Annotated in this window: 14 protein-coding genes and 2 tRNA genes; 15 read left to right on the forward strand and 1 reads right to left on the reverse strand. The window is 54.4% G+C overall.

Annotated features, from left to right (window positions below; genetic code table 11):
- Positions 1–4 precede the first annotated feature (4 nt).
- The 7 genes from pgsA (at position 5) to JZM60_RS13155 (ending at position 9939) form a co-directional block, all read left to right on the forward strand.
- Positions 5–598: a CDP-diacylglycerol--glycerol-3-phosphate 3-phosphatidyltransferase gene (gene pgsA / locus JZM60_RS13125; RefSeq protein WP_207162888.1), complete on the forward strand. Its 594-nt coding sequence runs from the start codon at positions 5–7 to the stop codon at positions 596–598.
- Positions 599–967: 369 nt separating this feature from the next.
- A tRNA-Cys gene (locus JZM60_RS13130) sits at positions 968–1042 on the forward strand.
- Positions 1043–1182: 140 nt separating this feature from the next.
- Positions 1183–3801, forward strand: coding sequence for a DNA mismatch repair protein MutS (gene mutS / locus JZM60_RS13135; protein WP_207162889.1), 2619 nt, complete (start codon positions 1183–1185; stop codon positions 3799–3801).
- Positions 3802–3841: 40 nt separating this feature from the next.
- Entirely contained in the window at positions 3842–5077 is a 1236-nt protein-coding gene (locus tag JZM60_RS13140) for an N-acetylmuramoyl-L-alanine amidase (RefSeq protein WP_241426260.1), read from the forward strand.
- A gap of 11 nt (positions 5078–5088) precedes the next feature.
- Complete coding sequence (glnD, locus tag JZM60_RS13145; protein WP_207162891.1) at positions 5089–7788, forward strand: [protein-PII] uridylyltransferase; 2700 nt, start codon at positions 5089–5091, stop codon at positions 7786–7788.
- A gap of 7 nt (positions 7789–7795) precedes the next feature.
- Positions 7796–8683: a site-specific tyrosine recombinase XerD gene (gene xerD / locus JZM60_RS13150; RefSeq protein WP_207162892.1), complete on the forward strand. Its 888-nt coding sequence runs from the start codon at positions 7796–7798 to the stop codon at positions 8681–8683.
- A 56-nt stretch (positions 8684–8739) separates the two neighbouring features.
- The gene (locus JZM60_RS13155; protein ID WP_207162893.1) at positions 8740–9939 is read left to right on the forward strand and encodes a cofactor-independent phosphoglycerate mutase; all 1200 of its coding nucleotides are present in this window, start codon (positions 8740–8742) and stop codon (positions 9937–9939) included.
- A gap of 74 nt (positions 9940–10013) precedes the next feature.
- Here JZM60_RS13155 and JZM60_RS13160 read toward each other — a convergent pair whose 3' ends face one another.
- The gene (locus tag JZM60_RS13160; RefSeq protein ID WP_207162894.1) at positions 10014–10577 is read right to left on the reverse strand and encodes a Slp family lipoprotein; all 564 of its coding nucleotides are present in this window, start codon (positions 10575–10577) and stop codon (positions 10014–10016) included.
- A gap of 254 nt (positions 10578–10831) precedes the next feature.
- On the opposite strand from JZM60_RS13160, the gene JZM60_RS13165 reads away from it, so the two are divergent.
- From JZM60_RS13165 to JZM60_RS13200, 8 genes are all read left to right on the forward strand, one after another.
- Complete coding sequence (locus JZM60_RS13165; protein ID WP_207162895.1) at positions 10832–12184, forward strand: UDP-glucose dehydrogenase family protein; 1353 nt, start codon at positions 10832–10834, stop codon at positions 12182–12184.
- Between the two features lie 13 nt (positions 12185–12197).
- Complete coding sequence (locus tag JZM60_RS13170) at positions 12198–13139, forward strand: UDP-glucuronic acid decarboxylase family protein (protein WP_207162896.1); 942 nt, start codon at positions 12198–12200, stop codon at positions 13137–13139.
- Positions 13140–13153: 14 nt separating this feature from the next.
- Positions 13154–13486 carry an FtsB family cell division protein gene (locus JZM60_RS13175; RefSeq protein ID WP_207162897.1) on the forward strand — a complete coding sequence of 111 codons (333 nt, stop codon included), beginning with the start codon at positions 13154–13156 and terminating at the stop codon, positions 13484–13486.
- A gap of 53 nt (positions 13487–13539) precedes the next feature.
- Positions 13540–13695, forward strand: coding sequence for a hypothetical protein (locus JZM60_RS13180; protein ID WP_207162898.1), 156 nt, complete (start codon positions 13540–13542; stop codon positions 13693–13695).
- A gap of 17 nt (positions 13696–13712) precedes the next feature.
- Entirely contained in the window at positions 13713–15401 is a 1689-nt protein-coding gene (gene argS, locus JZM60_RS13185) for an arginine--tRNA ligase (RefSeq protein WP_207165597.1), read from the forward strand.
- A gap of 14 nt (positions 15402–15415) precedes the next feature.
- Complete coding sequence (locus JZM60_RS13190; protein ID WP_207162899.1) at positions 15416–16177, forward strand: SPOR domain-containing protein; 762 nt, start codon at positions 15416–15418, stop codon at positions 16175–16177.
- Between the two features lie 57 nt (positions 16178–16234).
- Positions 16235–16311 (forward strand) — tRNA-Met (locus JZM60_RS13195).
- 70 nt (positions 16312–16381) lie between these two features.
- On the forward strand, positions 16382–17041 hold the full coding sequence (locus tag JZM60_RS13200; protein ID WP_338148855.1) for a YaeQ family protein: 660 nt from the start codon (positions 16382–16384) through the stop codon (positions 17039–17041).
- Positions 17042–17054 lie beyond the last annotated feature (13 nt).

Raw genomic sequence — 17054 nt, forward strand, 5'->3', positions numbered from 1 at the left:
ACAAATGTCCGATTCCATCTCCAAAAGCATCTGGAACATCCCGAATATACTTACGCTCATACGGATTGCCTTGATCCCGGTGCTGGCAGTGCTCCTGTTGTCGCCGTCACGGGAGGCCGGTTTCTGGGCTGCGGCGGTGTTTGCCGTTGCCTCGATTACCGATTGGCTTGACGGCTATCTTGCCCGCAGGATGGGGATTGTTACTGTTTTCGGGAAATTTCTCGACCCCATCGCCGACAAACTCATGGTGATGGCGGCTCTGATCATGATTCTTCCCTTCGAGCGCGTCCCGGCCTGGATGGTGCTGGTTATTCTCGGCAGGGAGATCATCATAACCGGATTGCGCGGCATCGCATCAACCGAGGGGATTGTGATATCGGCCAGCGACCTGGGGAAGTTCAAAACCATCTTCCAGATGGTGGCGATTATCGGGCTGCTGCTCCACTACGACTACCACTGGTTCTTCGGGATTAATCACCCCTATCTCGTCGTGAATATGCACAATGCGGGCATGTTCTATCTCTGGATCGCCACCATTATGACCGTATGGTCAGGGGTTGATTACCTCGCCAAGTTCATGAAGGTAATCGCCCGCTGACCATCCCGGTTCCTACTTTCCTTCCAGTGCCATCGGTTCGCAGACATTGTCGGCCGAGTTCGCCTCTGTTCCGCAAATAAAACAGACAACAGTCGGATTTGACGTAAGATGGCTAACCTCCTGCGTCATTCTCTTGCTCTTGAGGACACAGAGGTGCCCCTGGTGTTTTTCACCGCAACTGCACGTCTTTTGCTCCGCCATGGGTGGTCTCCTTGCGAACGGTATTTGAATGCTGCTGACAAATTGCGGACGATTGTCGCCGTAAAAGCGTCAGTATGTCAAGTCGCCGGATGACCAAGTCCTGTGATTAATTTAACGTTGACAGGCAAGGCTAAAATGGGTATAAAGCAAATTCTCTTTTACAAACAGGGCGGCGTCGCCAAGTGGTAAGGCAAAGGTCTGCAAAACCTTTATTCACCGGTTCAAATCCGGTCGCCGCCTCCAAAATCAAAAGCTGACCAACTGGTCAGCTTTTTTTCGTTTGTATTCCGCGAATCCCACCTTGTCGCGGGTTTTGGTTTTGCAAGGCGCGGCCGTTTCTGTTACGATACCTACCCAAATCCCTGAACAGCAAGGCTTTACCGATGTCAGATCTTACCCCGATGATGCGCCAGTATCTGGAGATCAAGTCCGATCATCCCGATTCGATACTCTTTTTCCGGCTGGGCGACTTCTACGAAATGTTCCTGGACGATGCCGTAAAGGCGTCGCGCATTCTGGATATAACCCTCACTTCGCGCGGCAAGGGGGGGGATGGCGCCGATGTTCCCCTGTGCGGCGTGCCTTACCATTCGGCCGCTCCTTATATTGCCAAGCTCGTTGAGGCCGGGGAGAAGGTTGCCATCTGTGAGCAGGTGGAGGATCCGAAAACCGCCAAGGGAATTGTGAAACGCCAGGTGGTGAAGGTTGTTACGCCGGGCCTCGTGGTGGAGGCGGAGAGCCTCTCTCCGAAGGAAAATAATTTTCTTCTTTCGCTCGTGCGAGGTGACGGCGATCGCTGGGGGGTGGCGTATCTCGATATCTCGACCGGCGAGTTCCGGGTTACCGAGGTGGACGGAAATGATGCCGCATGGGGGGAGGTGGCCTGCGCCAATCCCCGGGAGATTCTTCTGCCCGAATCCTTCCGCGAGAGTCTGTCTTCGGTTTCCAGGGGTGACTTGCTTGCCGACCGCACCTTTACCTACGTGGATGATTGGGTCTATGACCAGGACTACACCGAAAGGCTCATTCGCAACCATTTTGGCGTGGCTTCGCCGGATGCGCTCGGCTGCGAGGGATTTGTCGAGGGGGTTCGGGCAGCGGCAGCCATTTTGCACTACTTGCAGGAAACCCAGAAGGGCAAGGTCGATCACATACGGGAGTTATCTGCCTACCGTACCCAGGAGTTCATGGTTCTTGATGAGTCGACACGACGGAACCTCGAACTGACATCCACTCTGTCCGAGGGTAAAAAGCGCGGTTCGCTCTTGGGGTTGCTGGACCGTACGGCCACTGCCATGGGTGGGAGAAAGCTCAGGCAATGGATTAGTTATCCGTTGGTATCCATTGAAAAAATAAAGGAACGTCAGGATGCGGTCGGTGAGCTTGCCGGCGATCCGGGGCTTCGGGCCGGAATTCGCGAGGCCCTTGATGGGGTCTACGATCTTGAGCGCCTGAACGGCAGAATCAGTCTGGCAAGCTCGGGTGCCAAGGACCTGGTGGCTCTCAAGATGTCGCTTTTGAGAATCCCTCCGCTGCTGGCCTTGCTTGGCCCCGCCCAATCATCAATGCTGCAGGAGCTTCGCGGTGGGATCGACCCCTTGCATGAGGTTGCGGATCTTATCGGTCGCGGCATTGTCGACGACCCGCCTTTCGTGCTGCGCGAAGGGGGGATCATCGCCGACGGCTACCATGCCGAACTGGACGAGTTGCGTGCCATAAGCCGCGAGGGGAAGGGTTTCATCGCCCGGCTTGAGGCGAAGGAAAAGGCGAGAACCGGTATAACTTCCCTCAAGATACGTTACAACAAGGTTTTCGGTTACTATATCGAAGTTACCAAGTCGAACCTTGCGGCCATTCCCGATGACTATATCCGGCGGCAGACCCTCGCCAATGCCGAGCGTTTCATTACCCCCGAACTGAAGGAGTACGAGGAAAAGGTTCTCGGCGCTGAAGAGCGGATTGTGGATCTGGAATATTCGCTCTTCCAGCAGATCAGGCAGTGTGTGGCCGCAGAGGGGGAACGCCTCGCCCGAACGGCTGACCGCATAGCCACCCTGGATGTCCTCGCTTCTCTGGCGGATGTGGCCCATGAGCGGAACTACTGCCGGCCCCTCGTCGACGACAGCGACATTCTTTCCATCTCCGAAGGCCGTCATCCCGTTGTCGAGGCGCTCAATGTTTCGGAGCGGTTTGTCCCCAACGATCTCCTCCTGGATAACAACGAGCATCAGGTCGTCATCATTACCGGACCCAACATGGCGGGTAAGTCTACCTTCATGCGCCAGGTGGCCCTTATTGTGCTCATGGCCCAACTGGGGAGCTTTGTTCCCGCCACGGAGGCGAGGATTGGCGTGGTAGACCGGATTTTTACCCGCGTGGGGGCTTCCGACAACCTGGCCAGGGGACAGTCTACCTTCATGGTGGAGATGATGGAGACTGCCGCCATTCTCCGCAACGCCACGCCGAAGAGCCTGGTGGTGCTGGACGAGATCGGCCGCGGCACTTCCACATTCGATGGTGTATCCATTGCCTGGGCGGTGGCCGAATATCTCCACGATACGGACCGGTGTGCCGCAAAGACTCTTTTTGCCACCCATTATCACGAGTTGACGGAACTTGCCGTCACCAGAAGTAAAATCAAGAACTGCAATGTTGCCGTTAAAGAGTGGAACGACCAGGTCATCTTCCTGCGCAAGATCGTGGAGGGTGGGGCCTCCCATTCATACGGCATCCAGGTGGGGAGGCTTGCGGGACTTCCTGCCGAGGTGGTTGAACGTGCGAAGGAAATTCTTCATAATCTGGAGACCGGAGAATATGCCGAGGGGGGCGTTCCGCGCATCGCCAAGGGCAAAAGAGGGGTTGCTCCCAAGGCTTCGCCACAACTCTCGCTTTTTGAGCAGGGCGAAGACCTTCTACGCAAAAGGTTGTCCGGCCTGAATATCTCTTCCCTGACCCCCCTTGAGGCGCTCAATATTCTTGATGAGTTAAAGAGGATGGTATGACGTTATGATGCAACGATGGTCAAAAATTCTGCCTTTCTTGATGGCTCTCGCGATGGTTGCCATGCCTTCTTCTCTTGTAGCGGCCAAAGAACAGGCACCCAAGCCAAAGGCCGGGACCGCCACTGCTTCTGCTCCATCAGCCGCATCTGCCGTGGTGACGGAAATGCGTCATTGGTCCAACCCCGATTACACCCGGGTAGCCATAACCGCCGACCGGGAAGTCCACTACGAAACCCACCAGATTAAGCAGCATCCCGACGACGCTCTCCCATCACGCATTTATCTTGATATCCCCGGAGCGCGGGTTGGCCCCGGCCTACACGACCTGAAAATTGCCGATGAGCAGTTGAAAACCGCTAGAGTTGGCCAGTACAAGCCGGACGTGGTAAGAGTGGTGCTTGATGTCGATAGAATCAAGGAATACAAAGTATTTTCTCTTTCCGATCCCTTCCGGATCATTGTCGATGTAAAGGGGAACCGACCGCTTGAGTTCAAGAACCTTACGGAACAGATCCATGCTGCACCGGTAAACACACCTGAGGCAAAGGTTCCGGAGAAGCCCCTTCCAAAACCGCCAGCCTCTTTCAAACCGGGCAAGATAAGGCGGATAGTGGTTGATCCCGGGCATGGCGGACATGATCCCGGCGCAGTGGGCGCCGGCGGCACCCAGGAGAAGGATGTCGTTCTCTCTATCGGGCGCAAGCTTGCGGAGAAAATCCGAGATGAACTGGGCATAGATGTGGTCATGACACGTTCGACCGATGTCTTTATTCCCCTTGAAGAGCGAACCGCCATTGCAAACAAGGTTAATGCCGACCTCTTCGTGTCGGTTCATGCCAACGCATCCCTCAACCGCAATGCTTCGGGCATCGAAACCTATTATCTCAATCTGGCTAAAACCGAGAAGGCCGCCCAGCTTGCGGCACGGGAGAACGGTACATCTCTTGAAAAGGTCAGCCTGCTTCAGGCGATTCTTTTTGATCTTATGGCCAACTACAAGCTGAACGATTCGGCCCATCTCGCCGATGAAGTTCAGAAGGCCCTTTACAAGAAGATCAATGGGCATTACTCCGGCACAAGGAACCTGGGAGTCAAACAGGGGCCGTTTTACGTGCTTGTGGGTGCCACCATGCCGAGCATCCTTGTGGAGACTGCTTTTATCAGCAATGAGGATGAAGAGGCCCGGCTCAAGGATCCGGCATTTCTCGACCGGTCCGCCGACGGAATTGTGGATGGTATCAAAGCGTACATCGGAGCTATCGGGTCGAGCCGATAGAAAAAGGGATTATGGAATTCAATATTGACCGCTATTTCCCTGATTCATTCCAGGAGGCCGGCGACGCCGGCCGAGCCAGCTTCGAGGAAAAACGTCCCCTCTACCTGGCGGCTAGCAAGCATTTCCTCAATCACTACCGGGAAGAAATCAGGAAAATACACAATGCCGGCGCTCCGGGGACGGAGGTGGTCCGCTACCTGACGGCCATGACCGATACTCTCATCCGCAAGCTTTTTCGCAGCATTACCAAGGATGTGGGGCATATCGGGCGGGTGAGGGAACCTTTGACCCTCACTGCCATCGGCGGTTATGGACGGGGTGAACTGAATCCCTATTCGGACATTGATCTGATGTTCCTTTACTCAGGGAAGAATCAGGCGCGGGTAGAGGATATCGCCCAGAAACTCCTCTATTTCCTGTGGGATATGCGCCTTGATGTGGGGTACTCGGTCCGCACGCTTCAGGATTGCGTTGAAATGGCTGCCGCCGATCTGACGGTTAGGACCGCTTTGCTTGATGCCCGCGTTATTTCGGGCAGCCGCCTTCTCTTTAAGGATTTCGGTAAAGTTATGCTTACCCAGATTCTCTCCAAGCGGAGCGATTCCTTCATAAAAGAGAAGGTTGCGGAGCTTGCAAAGAGGCGGGAGAAATACGGTTCGTCGGTGTACCTTCTTGAACCCAACGTCAAGGAGAGTGAAGGGGGGCTTCGCGATCTGCACACGGCCCTCTGGGTGGCAAAAATCAAATACAAGATATCCGATGTCCATGAGCTTATCGTGAAGGGGGTTCTGACCGAGGAGGAAGTCTTCGCCTTCGGAGAGGCGCTTTCATATTTGTGGCGGATCAGAAACGAGCTTCACTTCCATGCCGGCCGCAAGAACGATCAATTAACATTTGACGCCCAGATCAATCTCGCCCGGTTTTTCGGTTACGAGAATGTCGGTAAAACCCTGGCCGTTGAAGAGTTCATGCGCGATTACTATCTCCACGCCAACCGTGTCGAGCACCTCGCTTCCTCCCTGGTGTCAAAGTGTTCCCAGCGGGAAGAGGGGGCGCTGAAGATTATCGGCTATTTTATCCGGCGGCATGTGGGAGACGGGTTTTACATCATCAAAGGGGAACTGGTTATCCCCGATGAATCGGTAATTCAGAAAGAGCCGGCCCGGCTCATGAAGGTTTTCGAGTACGCCCAGAAGCATGGCGTTGCCATCAGCGTCAATGTGAAGTCGCTTATCCGGAAGAACCTCCACCTCATCAATGACAAGTTCCGGAGGAACAAAGAAGTCAACCAGTCGTTCTTTGCGATTCTCCGCAGCGACAAGGGTGCCTGCGAAACCCTCAAAAGCATGCATCATCTTGAGTTCCTGAACCGTTTCATTCCGGAATTCGGCAATATTTACTGCAAGGTACAACACGATCTCTATCATATCTATACTGTTGATACCCACTCGCTCTTTGCGGTGGAAGAGATCGAGAAACTGCTACGCGGAGACCGCGCCGGGGAACTGCCGCTGCTCACCCAGATTGCCAGGGAGGTGGATAAACGGGAACTTCTGATTCTCGGAGTCCTTTTCCATGACATCGGCAAGGGCGAGGGGGGCGGGCATGCCGAAAAGGGTGCCGACATGATACCCACCATTGCGCGCAGGATGGGGCTCTGCAAGGAGGATTCCGAGCGGCTCGAATTCATGGTGCGGAACCATCTTCTCATGGCCCACATTGCCCAGCGGCGTGATCTCCATGACGACAAGATGATAATTCAATTCGCCCAGCAGATGGAGAAGAGTGAAAACCTGAAGATGCTCTACCTGCTCACCTACGCTGACATACGGGCCGTGGGAACCGATGTCTGGACCGAATGGAAGGCGATGCTCCTTCAGGAACTGTACGAAAAAAGCTTCAACGTGCTGGAGCGCGGAGACTTCCACCAGGAAGCCCGCAGTGAACGCGTCCGGAAGGTCAAGCGCATGGTGCTGGAGTTGCTTGATGATGAGTATCCGGTGGCCGCCGTGAAGGAGGAGTTGAAGGCAATGACCAATCGTCATCTGCTTTCAAATTCTCCGGCTGTCATTGCCGAGCATGTGAAGCTGCTGCTTGGGCTCGAGCATGAAAAGATAATCACCAGGATTGACCATGAGCCGGAAGGCGGTTATTCCAATTTCACCATCTGCACCCTCGACGTTCCGGGGCTCTTTTCCATGATTACTGGGGTGATGGCGGCCAATGGCATAAACATTCTCGGAGCCCAGATCCATACGAGTTCCAACGGCAAGGCCCTTGATATTCTTCAGGTGAATTCGCCGCAGGGTTTTGTCATTACCGACGATAGCCGATGGGCGCGTTTGGGGGAAGATCTGCGGCAAGTACTCACCGGAAAGGTGCAGGTGGCTGCGCTCGTGGCAAAACGGCACCGGCCCACACTCCTGGCAGAGCGGGCAAAGCCCAAGTTCCCCGCCCGTGTCGAGATTGACAATCAGGTTTCCTCGGACTATACGGTCATTGACATCTATACCCATGACAAAGTGGGGATTCTCTATCAGATTACGAGCACCTTAACGGAATTGGGCCTCTATATCGGGGTGTCGAAGATTTCGACAAAGGTTGATCAGGTGGCTGACGTTTTCTACGTGAAAGACATTTTTGGCCATAAGATCAAGAACCCGGGACGTCTCGATGAAATCAGGGAGAGGCTTTTGAAAGCCGTGGAGTGAGGGGAGCTTGAATCAGTACCTGGATCTCTTTCTCAATTACCTTCTGGTGGAGAAGGGGCTGGCGAAGAACTCCCTGGATTCCTACGGCCGCGATATGGTCCGGTATCTGGATTTTCTCGAGGGCCGTGGCTGTGTCGATCCCTCGGGGGTTCGTTCTGTGGATGTGGCTGATTTCCTGGCCAGTCTCAAGGAGCGGGGGCTTGCGCCACGGAGTCGCGCCAGGGCACTATCCAGCGTACGGATGTTCCATCGCTTCCTTCTGGTGGAGGGGTATGCCGAGGTTAATCCCACCGCCATCATAGAGGCACCCAAGACGGTGGCCAAGCTCCCCCAGGTACTGACCGGCCGCGAGGTGGAGGCGCTATTGGCGGCTCCCGGCGATGACAGCAATATTGATATCCGGGATCGCGCCATGCTTGAGCTCCTCTATGCAACCGGATTGAGGGTGTCAGAGCTTGTGGGGCTTGGCTTGCGCGATGTGAACGTGACCGCCGGTTACCTCATGGCATTCGGCAAGGGAGGGAAGGAGCGGCTCGTCCCCATGGGCGAATCGGCCTGCGCCGCCGTGTCACGCTATCTGTCCGAAACCCGCCCTGCCATGGATCGGGATGGCGCTAACCGGTATCTTTTCCTGACACGTCTCGGAGACGGGATGACTCGGCAGGCGTTCTGGAATATAATTAAAAAGCGCGCACTGGAAGCAGGAGTGAGAAAGAACATATCGCCGCATACGCTGCGTCATTCTTTTGCAACCCACCTCCTGGAAAACGGGGCTGACCTGCGGAGCGTGCAGACCATGCTCGGTCATGCGGATCTTTCCACGACCCAGATTTATACCCACGTTACCCGAGAACGGCTCAAACGCCTCCATGAGCAGTTCCATCCACGGGGGTAGGGCGGGTATCAGGTACATACACCAGACAAGAAAACTCACGATGAAAGGACATGGTGATGAAGTATATTGTGCTCCTCGGCGACGGGATGTCGGACGAGGCTGTGAAGGAACTGGATGGGAAAACTCCGTTGCAGGCTGCCAGCACGCCTAACATGGATGCAATGGCCCGGCGAGGAAAAATCGGCCTCGCGCGTACCGTTCCGAAGGGGCTTCCTCCGGGAAGCGACGTGGCGAATCTCTCGGTGTTCGGTTATGACCCGCGCACCTGCTACACCGGCCGGTCTCCCCTGGAAGCGGCCAGCATGGGAGTCCATCTGGGCCCGGATGATGTTGCGTTCAGGGTGAACCTTGTCAATCTTCAACCGGCAAGGGGCACCATCATCATGAATGACTATTCGGCCGGCCATATTTCCACCGAGGAAGGGCGTGAACTCATTGAGGCGCTCCAGCAGGAACTCGGCAGTGACGAATTCCAGTTCTACCCCGGTGTCGGCTACCGCCACCTCATGGTATGGCGCAATGGGTTGAACGGAATGACCGTCACCCCTCCCCACGACATTTCAGGGCAGGGCATTCTCGATTATCTCCCCAAGGGTGAAGGGGCTGAGAAACTTGTCAATCTGATGAATTCGTCGCAGATGATTTTCTACAATCATCCCCAGTACCGGCGTCGCCTGGAAGCGGACAAGGTGCCGGCAAACTCCATATGGCTCTGGGGACACGGAAAAGCGCCGCTTATGGAGCCGTTCGAGAAGCAGTTCGGCCTGGCGGGTGCCGTCATATCAGCGGTCGATCTTATCAATGGCATTGGAATCGGCGCCGGTCTTGACGTTATCAGGGTCAAGGGGGCGACAGGTTACCTCGACACCAATTACGAAGGGAAAGTTCAGGCGGCCCTGGAGGCCCTGAAAACTCACGATTTCGTCTATCTCCACGTTGAGGCCCCCGATGAGGCGTCACACTCGGGGAATCTTGCCGACAAGCTCAAGGCCATTGAGGATTTCGATGCCCGCGTGGTCGGGCCTATTATGGACGGCATCAAAGCCTTTGGGGATTACCGCATCCTTTGCACACCTGATCATCCTACCCCGATCAAGCTCAGGACCCACACCGATGCGCCGGTTCCCTTCATCATTTACGATGGCGGGGAAGCTGAAAACAGCGCCGTTGCCGGGTATGACGAAAATTCCGCCCAAGCTTCCGGGTTGCTGATTGAGGAAGGATTCAGGCTCATGGACCTTCTGCTGGATAAATAACCCTGCCTGCTGCGTGGGGAGATGAATGGAAGGCAGGACCGGTTCCGTAACCGGGCCTGCCTTTCCCGTTTCAGTTACCAACGCCGGTAAACCGGCCCAAGTGGGCGGTACCAGGATGGGCCGGGCCAGTAACCGTAGTAGTAAGGATCGTAATAGTAGGGGGACGGAGTGGGATAGGGGTAGCCCTTGTCGTAATCATGGGTTTTCCAGACGTATATTTCCTTGATGGCGATGACCGGGTAGGTATAATCCACCTCGTCGAGCGGTATGATTTTTTTCCCTTTTACTTCCCCCACCATGGTGACGAGACGTTCTTTTTTGTAGATCATGCTGTCGAGGAAAGAGTCCGATACGGCAAGGAATCTCCCCTCGGTGCGAAATGTATTTTCGGGCATGCCGGTTCCATCAAGACTAACCTGCATTACTTCCAGTTGGCTGCCAGTGTCGGTGTTTCTCGTCCCGGCTATAACCCCCCCAACCAGAACATACTTGCCGATGTAGGCATCCGGGTTTTCCTTCAGCGTTGCATATTTCAGGGTCGGATCGACGAGGCTGCGCGATTCATTGCTGATGACATGGGAACAGCCTGAAAGAAATGCTGTCAATAGTGCAATGATTGTGATTCCTCGTAAATTCATGACTGTCTCCCCTTGAGCCATGTCGTAAGACCTTTATCAAGGTAATGTTCTGCATGGCTCACGCTGCTTGCACCCTATCGGCAGGTTCGTGTTGCCGGGCACGTAGTTTTGTAATTAGATTATCGTCAGGACCGCTAAAGTCAAATTCATGGTTTTGCGGAGAAAACAGCATTGTTTATTCGGAAAATCGCTGGAAGTTGCGATTCTTTTTATGCTAGGATTAAACGCTTGAATTCCAGTCGAGGTGTTGAATTGTGAAAATATGCGTCATTGGGTCCGGCTATGTCGGTCTTGTTGCGGGAACGTGTTTTGCGGAAAGCGGCAATACGGTTATTTGCGTCGATGTGAATCAAGAGAAAATCGAAGGCCTCAAGGAGGGAATCCTCCCCATATATGAGCCGGGGCTCAAGGAACTGGTGCTCAGGAACAGTTCCGAGGGGCGCCTTTTCTTCTCTACCGACCTGGCGTCAGCGGTGAAGGAGTCGCTCATCTGCTTCATCGCCGTCGGTACCCCTCCGGGGGAGGACGGCTCTGCCGATCTTCAGCACGTCATCGCCGTGGCCCGGGAAATCGGCCGCAATATGGATGGCTTCAAGATCATCGTGGACAAATCGACGGTTCCGGTCGGGACAGCGGAAAAGGTGAGGCGGGCAACCCAGGAAGAGCTGGACCGTCGCGGCGTCAGCCACGAATTTGATGTGGTGTCCAATCCAGAGTTTCTCAAGGAAGGCGCTGCCATTGATGATTTCATGAAACCCGATCGGGTTGTTATCGGCGCCGACAATGTTCGTACCGCCGAAATCATGAAGGAGTTGTATTCTCCTTTCATGAGAAAGACCAATCGCCTGATCGTCATGGACGTGAAGAGCGCCGAGATGACCAAATATGCGGCAAACGCCATGCTTGCCACCCGCATCTCGTTCATGAACCAGATTGCAAATCTCTGTGAGCGGATGGGAGCGGATGTCGCGGCCGTTCGAGAAGGTATCGGTTCCGATTCGCGAATCGGCTACGATTTCCTCTTTCCCGGAGTCGGATACGGCGGGTCGTGTTTTCCTAAAGACGTTAAAGCTCTCATCAAAACTGCCGATGAGTGCAACTATGATTTCGTTCTCCTCAATGCAGTTGAAGAGGTCAACGAACGGCAGAAAAAGGTACTTGTCGACAAGATGGTTGCCCATTTCTCCCCGGGGGGTGGGGCCGGTTCCCTGGCCGGCAAGACAATCGCAGTGTGGGGGCTCTCTTTCAAACCCCGCACGGACGATATGCGCGAGGCTCCTTCCATCGTCATCATTGAGAGTCTCCTTGAGCTTGGTGCGACGGTCCGCGCCCACGATCCCGAAGCGGTTAAGGAAGCGAAGAAGATTTTCGGCGACCGGATAACGTATACCAGTACCAACCAGTATGAAATACTTAATGGGGCCGATGCGCTGGCAATAATCACCGAGTGGAATGAATACCGCAATCCGGACTTCGAACGCATCGGCGCGAGCCTCAGCGCCCCGGTAATCTTCGATGGCAGGAATCTCTACAATCCGCGGCGGATGCGGGACATAGGTTTCACCTATCACTCCATTGGCCGCAACGGTTCTTCCTTTATCGGATAGCGGGAGAGAGTTGATGCGTGTTCTGGTAACCGGGGGGGCGGGGTTCATCGGCTCCCATCTGTGCGAGCGGTTGCTCAATGACGGTCATGATGTGCTTTGCCTCGACAACTTTTTTACGGGGAGCAAAAACAACATCCTGCCACTTATGGATAATCACCGGTTCGAGTTGATTCGTCATGACATTACCGAGCCGATTCTTCTGGAAGTGGACCGTATATATCATCTTGCCTGTCCGGCCTCGCCGGTGCACTACCAGTATAACCCGGTCAAGACCATCAAGACGAGCGTCATGGGAACCATAAACATGCTGGGCCTTGCCAAGCGTGTAAGGGCGCGGATTCTTCTGTCTTCCACCTCTGAAGTTTACGGCGATCCCACTGTTCATCCGCAGCCCGAGACTTACTGGGGCAATGTCAATCCCATCGGGATAAGAAGCTGTTACGATGAGGGAAAACGGGTCGCGGAAACCCTCATGATGGACTATCATCGCCAGAACGGTGTCGATATTCGGATCGCGCGGATTTTTAACACGTTCGGCCCCCGCATGGCTGAGAATGATGGCCGTGTCGTGTCGAACTTCATTGTCCAGGCACTAAAGGGAGAGGATATAACGGTTTATGGCGATGGCAGCCAAACCCGTTCGTTCTGTTATGTGAGTGACCTGATTGAGGGACTTGTGCGGTTCATGTCTATCGACGATTTCATTGGGCCGGTCAACATCGGCAACCCCGTGGAAACGACAATTCTCGAGTTTGCCCGGCGAATTGTTGAGCTGACCGGGTCACGCTCAAAAATAGTGTTCAAGCCGCTCCCCTCCGATGACCCCAAACAGCGTCAGCCTGATATTGCGCTGGCGCGGATGAAGCTTGGATGGGAGCCTGTGATCCCTCTGGAAACAGGCCTGTCAAAGACCGTTGATTACTTTTCCGGCCACTGCGCCGCTTCGGGTTCATGACCCCTGGAGGAAGCATGCGGAAGCGGATGTACTTCGTCCCTGCCGGTTGCATACTCTTTATTCTTTACTTTACCGTTTTCGGCGAGCGGGGGTTGCTGCGCATCTACCACCTGAGTAAAGAGAAGGAAGAGATTGCAGAAAAAGTGAACGAAATCAGGGTTACGAACGATCGGCTCAAGCGGGAAATTGAAGCGCTCAAGTCCGACCGCCGTTACCTGGAAAGCATTGCACGCAAGGACTTCGGGCTTGTGCGGCCCAATGAGGTAGTTTATCAATTTCCGGTTGCCGACAAAACCCATCCAAAGCCTCTACAGCCGGTTACAACCGCAGTGGAAAATAAGCGTTAGGGTGGAGCGGAGAGAATCCGCTCTTTCCGTTTTTGTCATCAGGAGATCCAATCATGAATGGTTCCAAAAGGCAGGCATGTGTTGTCTGCGCATGGCGTGAAAACTGTGCAAAGAAATTCTGTGTCACTGATGGCGGTGCCCGTTGCCCCGACTTCAGCCGTGATATTTCCATTAAGGTCCCTGATGAAGAAGGGGATGAAGCACAATGAATAAACTGGAGGGATTGATGAAGGATAGGGTGCGTTCTCTGGTAGCTGCTGGAATCGAAAGGTGCTTTGCCGATGGTTCCCTCTCATCAAACCAGATGCCTGCCATTGTAATAGAGAAACCCGCCCATGCGGAACATGGCGATTTTGCCTGTACGGTTGCCATGTCCATGGCAAAGGCCGAGCGCAAGGCGCCGCGCGCGATTGCCGAGGCCATCGTCACCCATATTGATGACCGTTCGGAAGGTATCATCGAGGGTATAGACATTGCGGGCCCGGGGTTCATCAACTTCAAAATCAAGAACGAGGCATGGTGCCGTACACTTGTATCAGTTGAGACGGCTGGCGCGGAGTATGGCCGCAGCACTTCGGGCGAGGGGCGGAAGGTTCAGGTTGAATTCGTCAGCGCCAACCCCACTGGACCGCTTCATATCGGGCACGGACGGGGTGCGGCCATAGGCGACACAATCTGCCGCATGCTCGATTCTGCCGGCTTCAGTGTGACCCGCGAGTTTTATTATAACGACGCCGGAGCCCAGATCAGCAACCTGGCGCTTTCTGTACAATCGCGCTGCCTCGGCATTGAACCCGGGGACCCCGCCTGGCCGGCAGACGGTTATCAAGGGGACTACATCAAAGACGTTGCCCGCGCTTACCTCGACCGTCAGACCGTGGATGCTGGCGATCAGCATGTCACGGCAGCAGGTGATCCTGACGATCTTGATGCGATTCGCCGGTTTGCGGTAGCTTACCTGCGCCGTGAGCAGGATCAGGATCTTGCGGCATTCGATGTGCAATTTGATGTCTACACCCTCGAATCAAGCCTCTATGCTGAAGGCCGCGTGGAACATGCGGTCGAGCGTATTATCGAGAACGGTCATGCCTTTGAGCAGGATGGCGCTCTCTGGCTGCGTACCACAGACTTCGGGGACGACAAAGACCGTGTCATGCGCAAGACCGATGGCAGCTACACCTACTTTGTCCCGGACGTTGCCTACCACCTGGCCAAATGGGAGCGTGGGTTCACCCGGGTCATCAACGAACAGGGCGCAGATCATCACAGCACCATCACGCGGGTGCGGGCGGGCCTGCAAGCCCTCAATGCCGGCATCCCGCAGGGGTGGCCCGAGTATGTGCTGCACCAGATGGTTACCGTCATGCGTGGCGGCGAAGAGGTAAAGATATCCAAGCGCGCCGGCAGCTACGTTACCCTGAGAGACTTGATCGATGAAGTGGGCCGCGATGCCACGAGATTCTTCTTCCTGATGCGCAAACCGGATTCGCAGTTAGTCTTCGACATCGACCTGGCCAAGCAGCAATCCCTTGAAAACCCTGTCTATTACGTTCAGTACGCCCATGCGCGGATATGCAGCATCTTCGAGGCTGCTTCAGAGCGTGGTTTCATCGTCCCCTCGTTTGCCGATGCCCATGTGGAAATCCTCGGCACGCCTGAAGAAATCGAGCTCGTCAAGCTGATCTATACATTCCCGGAAGTAGTCGAAGGGAGTGCTCTTGCCTTTGAGCCTCACCGGATAACCTATTATCTACAGGAACTTGCGGGCGCATTCCACTCATTCTACAACAAAAACCGAGTTATAACCGACGAGAAAGAAATCAGTTCAGCGCGACTGTTCCTGCTCAAATGTGTTGCGCAGGTGTTGAAGAATGGTCTTGCCCTTCTTGGCGTATCGGCTCCGGAAAAGATGTAGCAGGATAAAATATTATGGTTCTTGATTACCGTGAACGGAAACCGGTTAATAAAAATCGGCCGAAATCCAAGCCCGTCGGCCTCTTGATTGTTGCCTTCGGCGCAGTTGCGTGTTGTTCATTTGTCCTTGGGGTTTTGACGGACCGGTTTCTGCTGCCCCATTCCGACATAAAGGCGGTTGATGCCCTTGCGCCTCAATCAGCGCCATCCGGAGAAGGTGCTTCGAATCAGCAAACGGCTGCCGGAAACAGCTCTGTCCCTGGTAAGCAAAATGTCTACACCTCGCTGAAGGAACCATCCCTTACATTTTACGAAACCCTCCCCAAGGGAGGTAAAGTTATCCTAGGCAGCGGTCTTAATCCGAAGCAACCTTCCGTGCCGGTCGCTGTGCCCGCCAAACCTGCCGTAGTGATTCAGCCCCGAGTTGACCAGCCACAGAAAGGGCAGCCGGTAACCGGGGCAGAATCAAAGCCGGAAAAAGCAGAGTCGATCTCTTCCACGAATGGAGAAGCATCCATCAAGGGAACTCCGCCCAAAAAAGTTGCGGCCCCCAAGGGGAAATATCTGGTGCAGGTTGCATCTGCGAGGGAACGCAAAGAAGCTGAAGTTGTTAGATCAGCGCTTCAGGCAAAAGGTTTTGCCGCCTATATTGTTGAGTCCCATGTGGACGGCAAAGGAACCTGGTTCCGTGTAAGAGTCGGGAAACAGCTGGATCAGGCTGCGGCAGGCAATCTCGTAAACCAAATTGGGAAAGGTGCAATAGTAATTCCGGAATAGTTGGTTTTTTTTGTTGACGCGGGTTGAACCCTGTAGTATAAAGACAATCTCTTGTGACGCGGGGTGGAGCAGTCTGGTAGCTCGTCGGGCTCATAACCCGAAGGTCAGAGGTTCAAATCCTCTCCCCGCAACCAAATAACAACAGGCACTTAGCTGAGAATGCTAAGTGCCTTTTTTGTTATCCTGATGTAAAAGTTGATGTGAATGCCGATGAAGCTTGTCGAGCTAGCGGCAGGAATTTCGGGGGAGCTCCTTCACTGGACCGTTTGCTTAGCCCCATGGTCAGAGATAAACATAGAAAGGCTTGCGAAAATGGCATTGCCATCGACAATTTATAAAGTTTCCATTCAGCTTTCCGACGTTGACCGTGGGATTTATGAATCCCTGCAGGCAACGGTTGCCAAGCACCCGTCTGAGACCAATGAGCGTCTTGTGGCCAGATTGCTTGCCTGGGGCATTTTCTACGAGGCAGACCTGGCTTTTACGAAGGGTATATGCGCAACTGACGAGCCGGATATTTGGCTGACAGGTCCGGATGGGAGGGTTATGCTGTGGATTGAAGCCGGTCTGCCCGATTCCGACCGTATTGTCAGAGCGTGCCGTCACTCTGAGCGGGTTGCTCTCCTGGCAAGCGGCAAGGCGCTTTCCAACTGGGATCAGCAGCACCTCTCCAAGCTTGGGGGACTTTCCAATCTTACGGTTGTCAGCCTTGAACAACTGTTCATAAACAGGCTTGCAGATATGCTGGAGCGTTCGTTTGACTGGTCAATGACCATTACCGAAGGAACTGTTTACCTGACCGTTAACGGCGATACACTCGAAACGTCAATCAATGTCAAATATGGCACCTTGACCGTAGGGTAGGGGCTTAAGTTCT

This window comes from Geobacter benzoatilyticus, assembly GCF_017338855.1.
GTDB lineage: Bacteria > Desulfobacterota > Desulfuromonadia > Geobacterales > Geobacteraceae > Geobacter > Geobacter benzoatilyticus.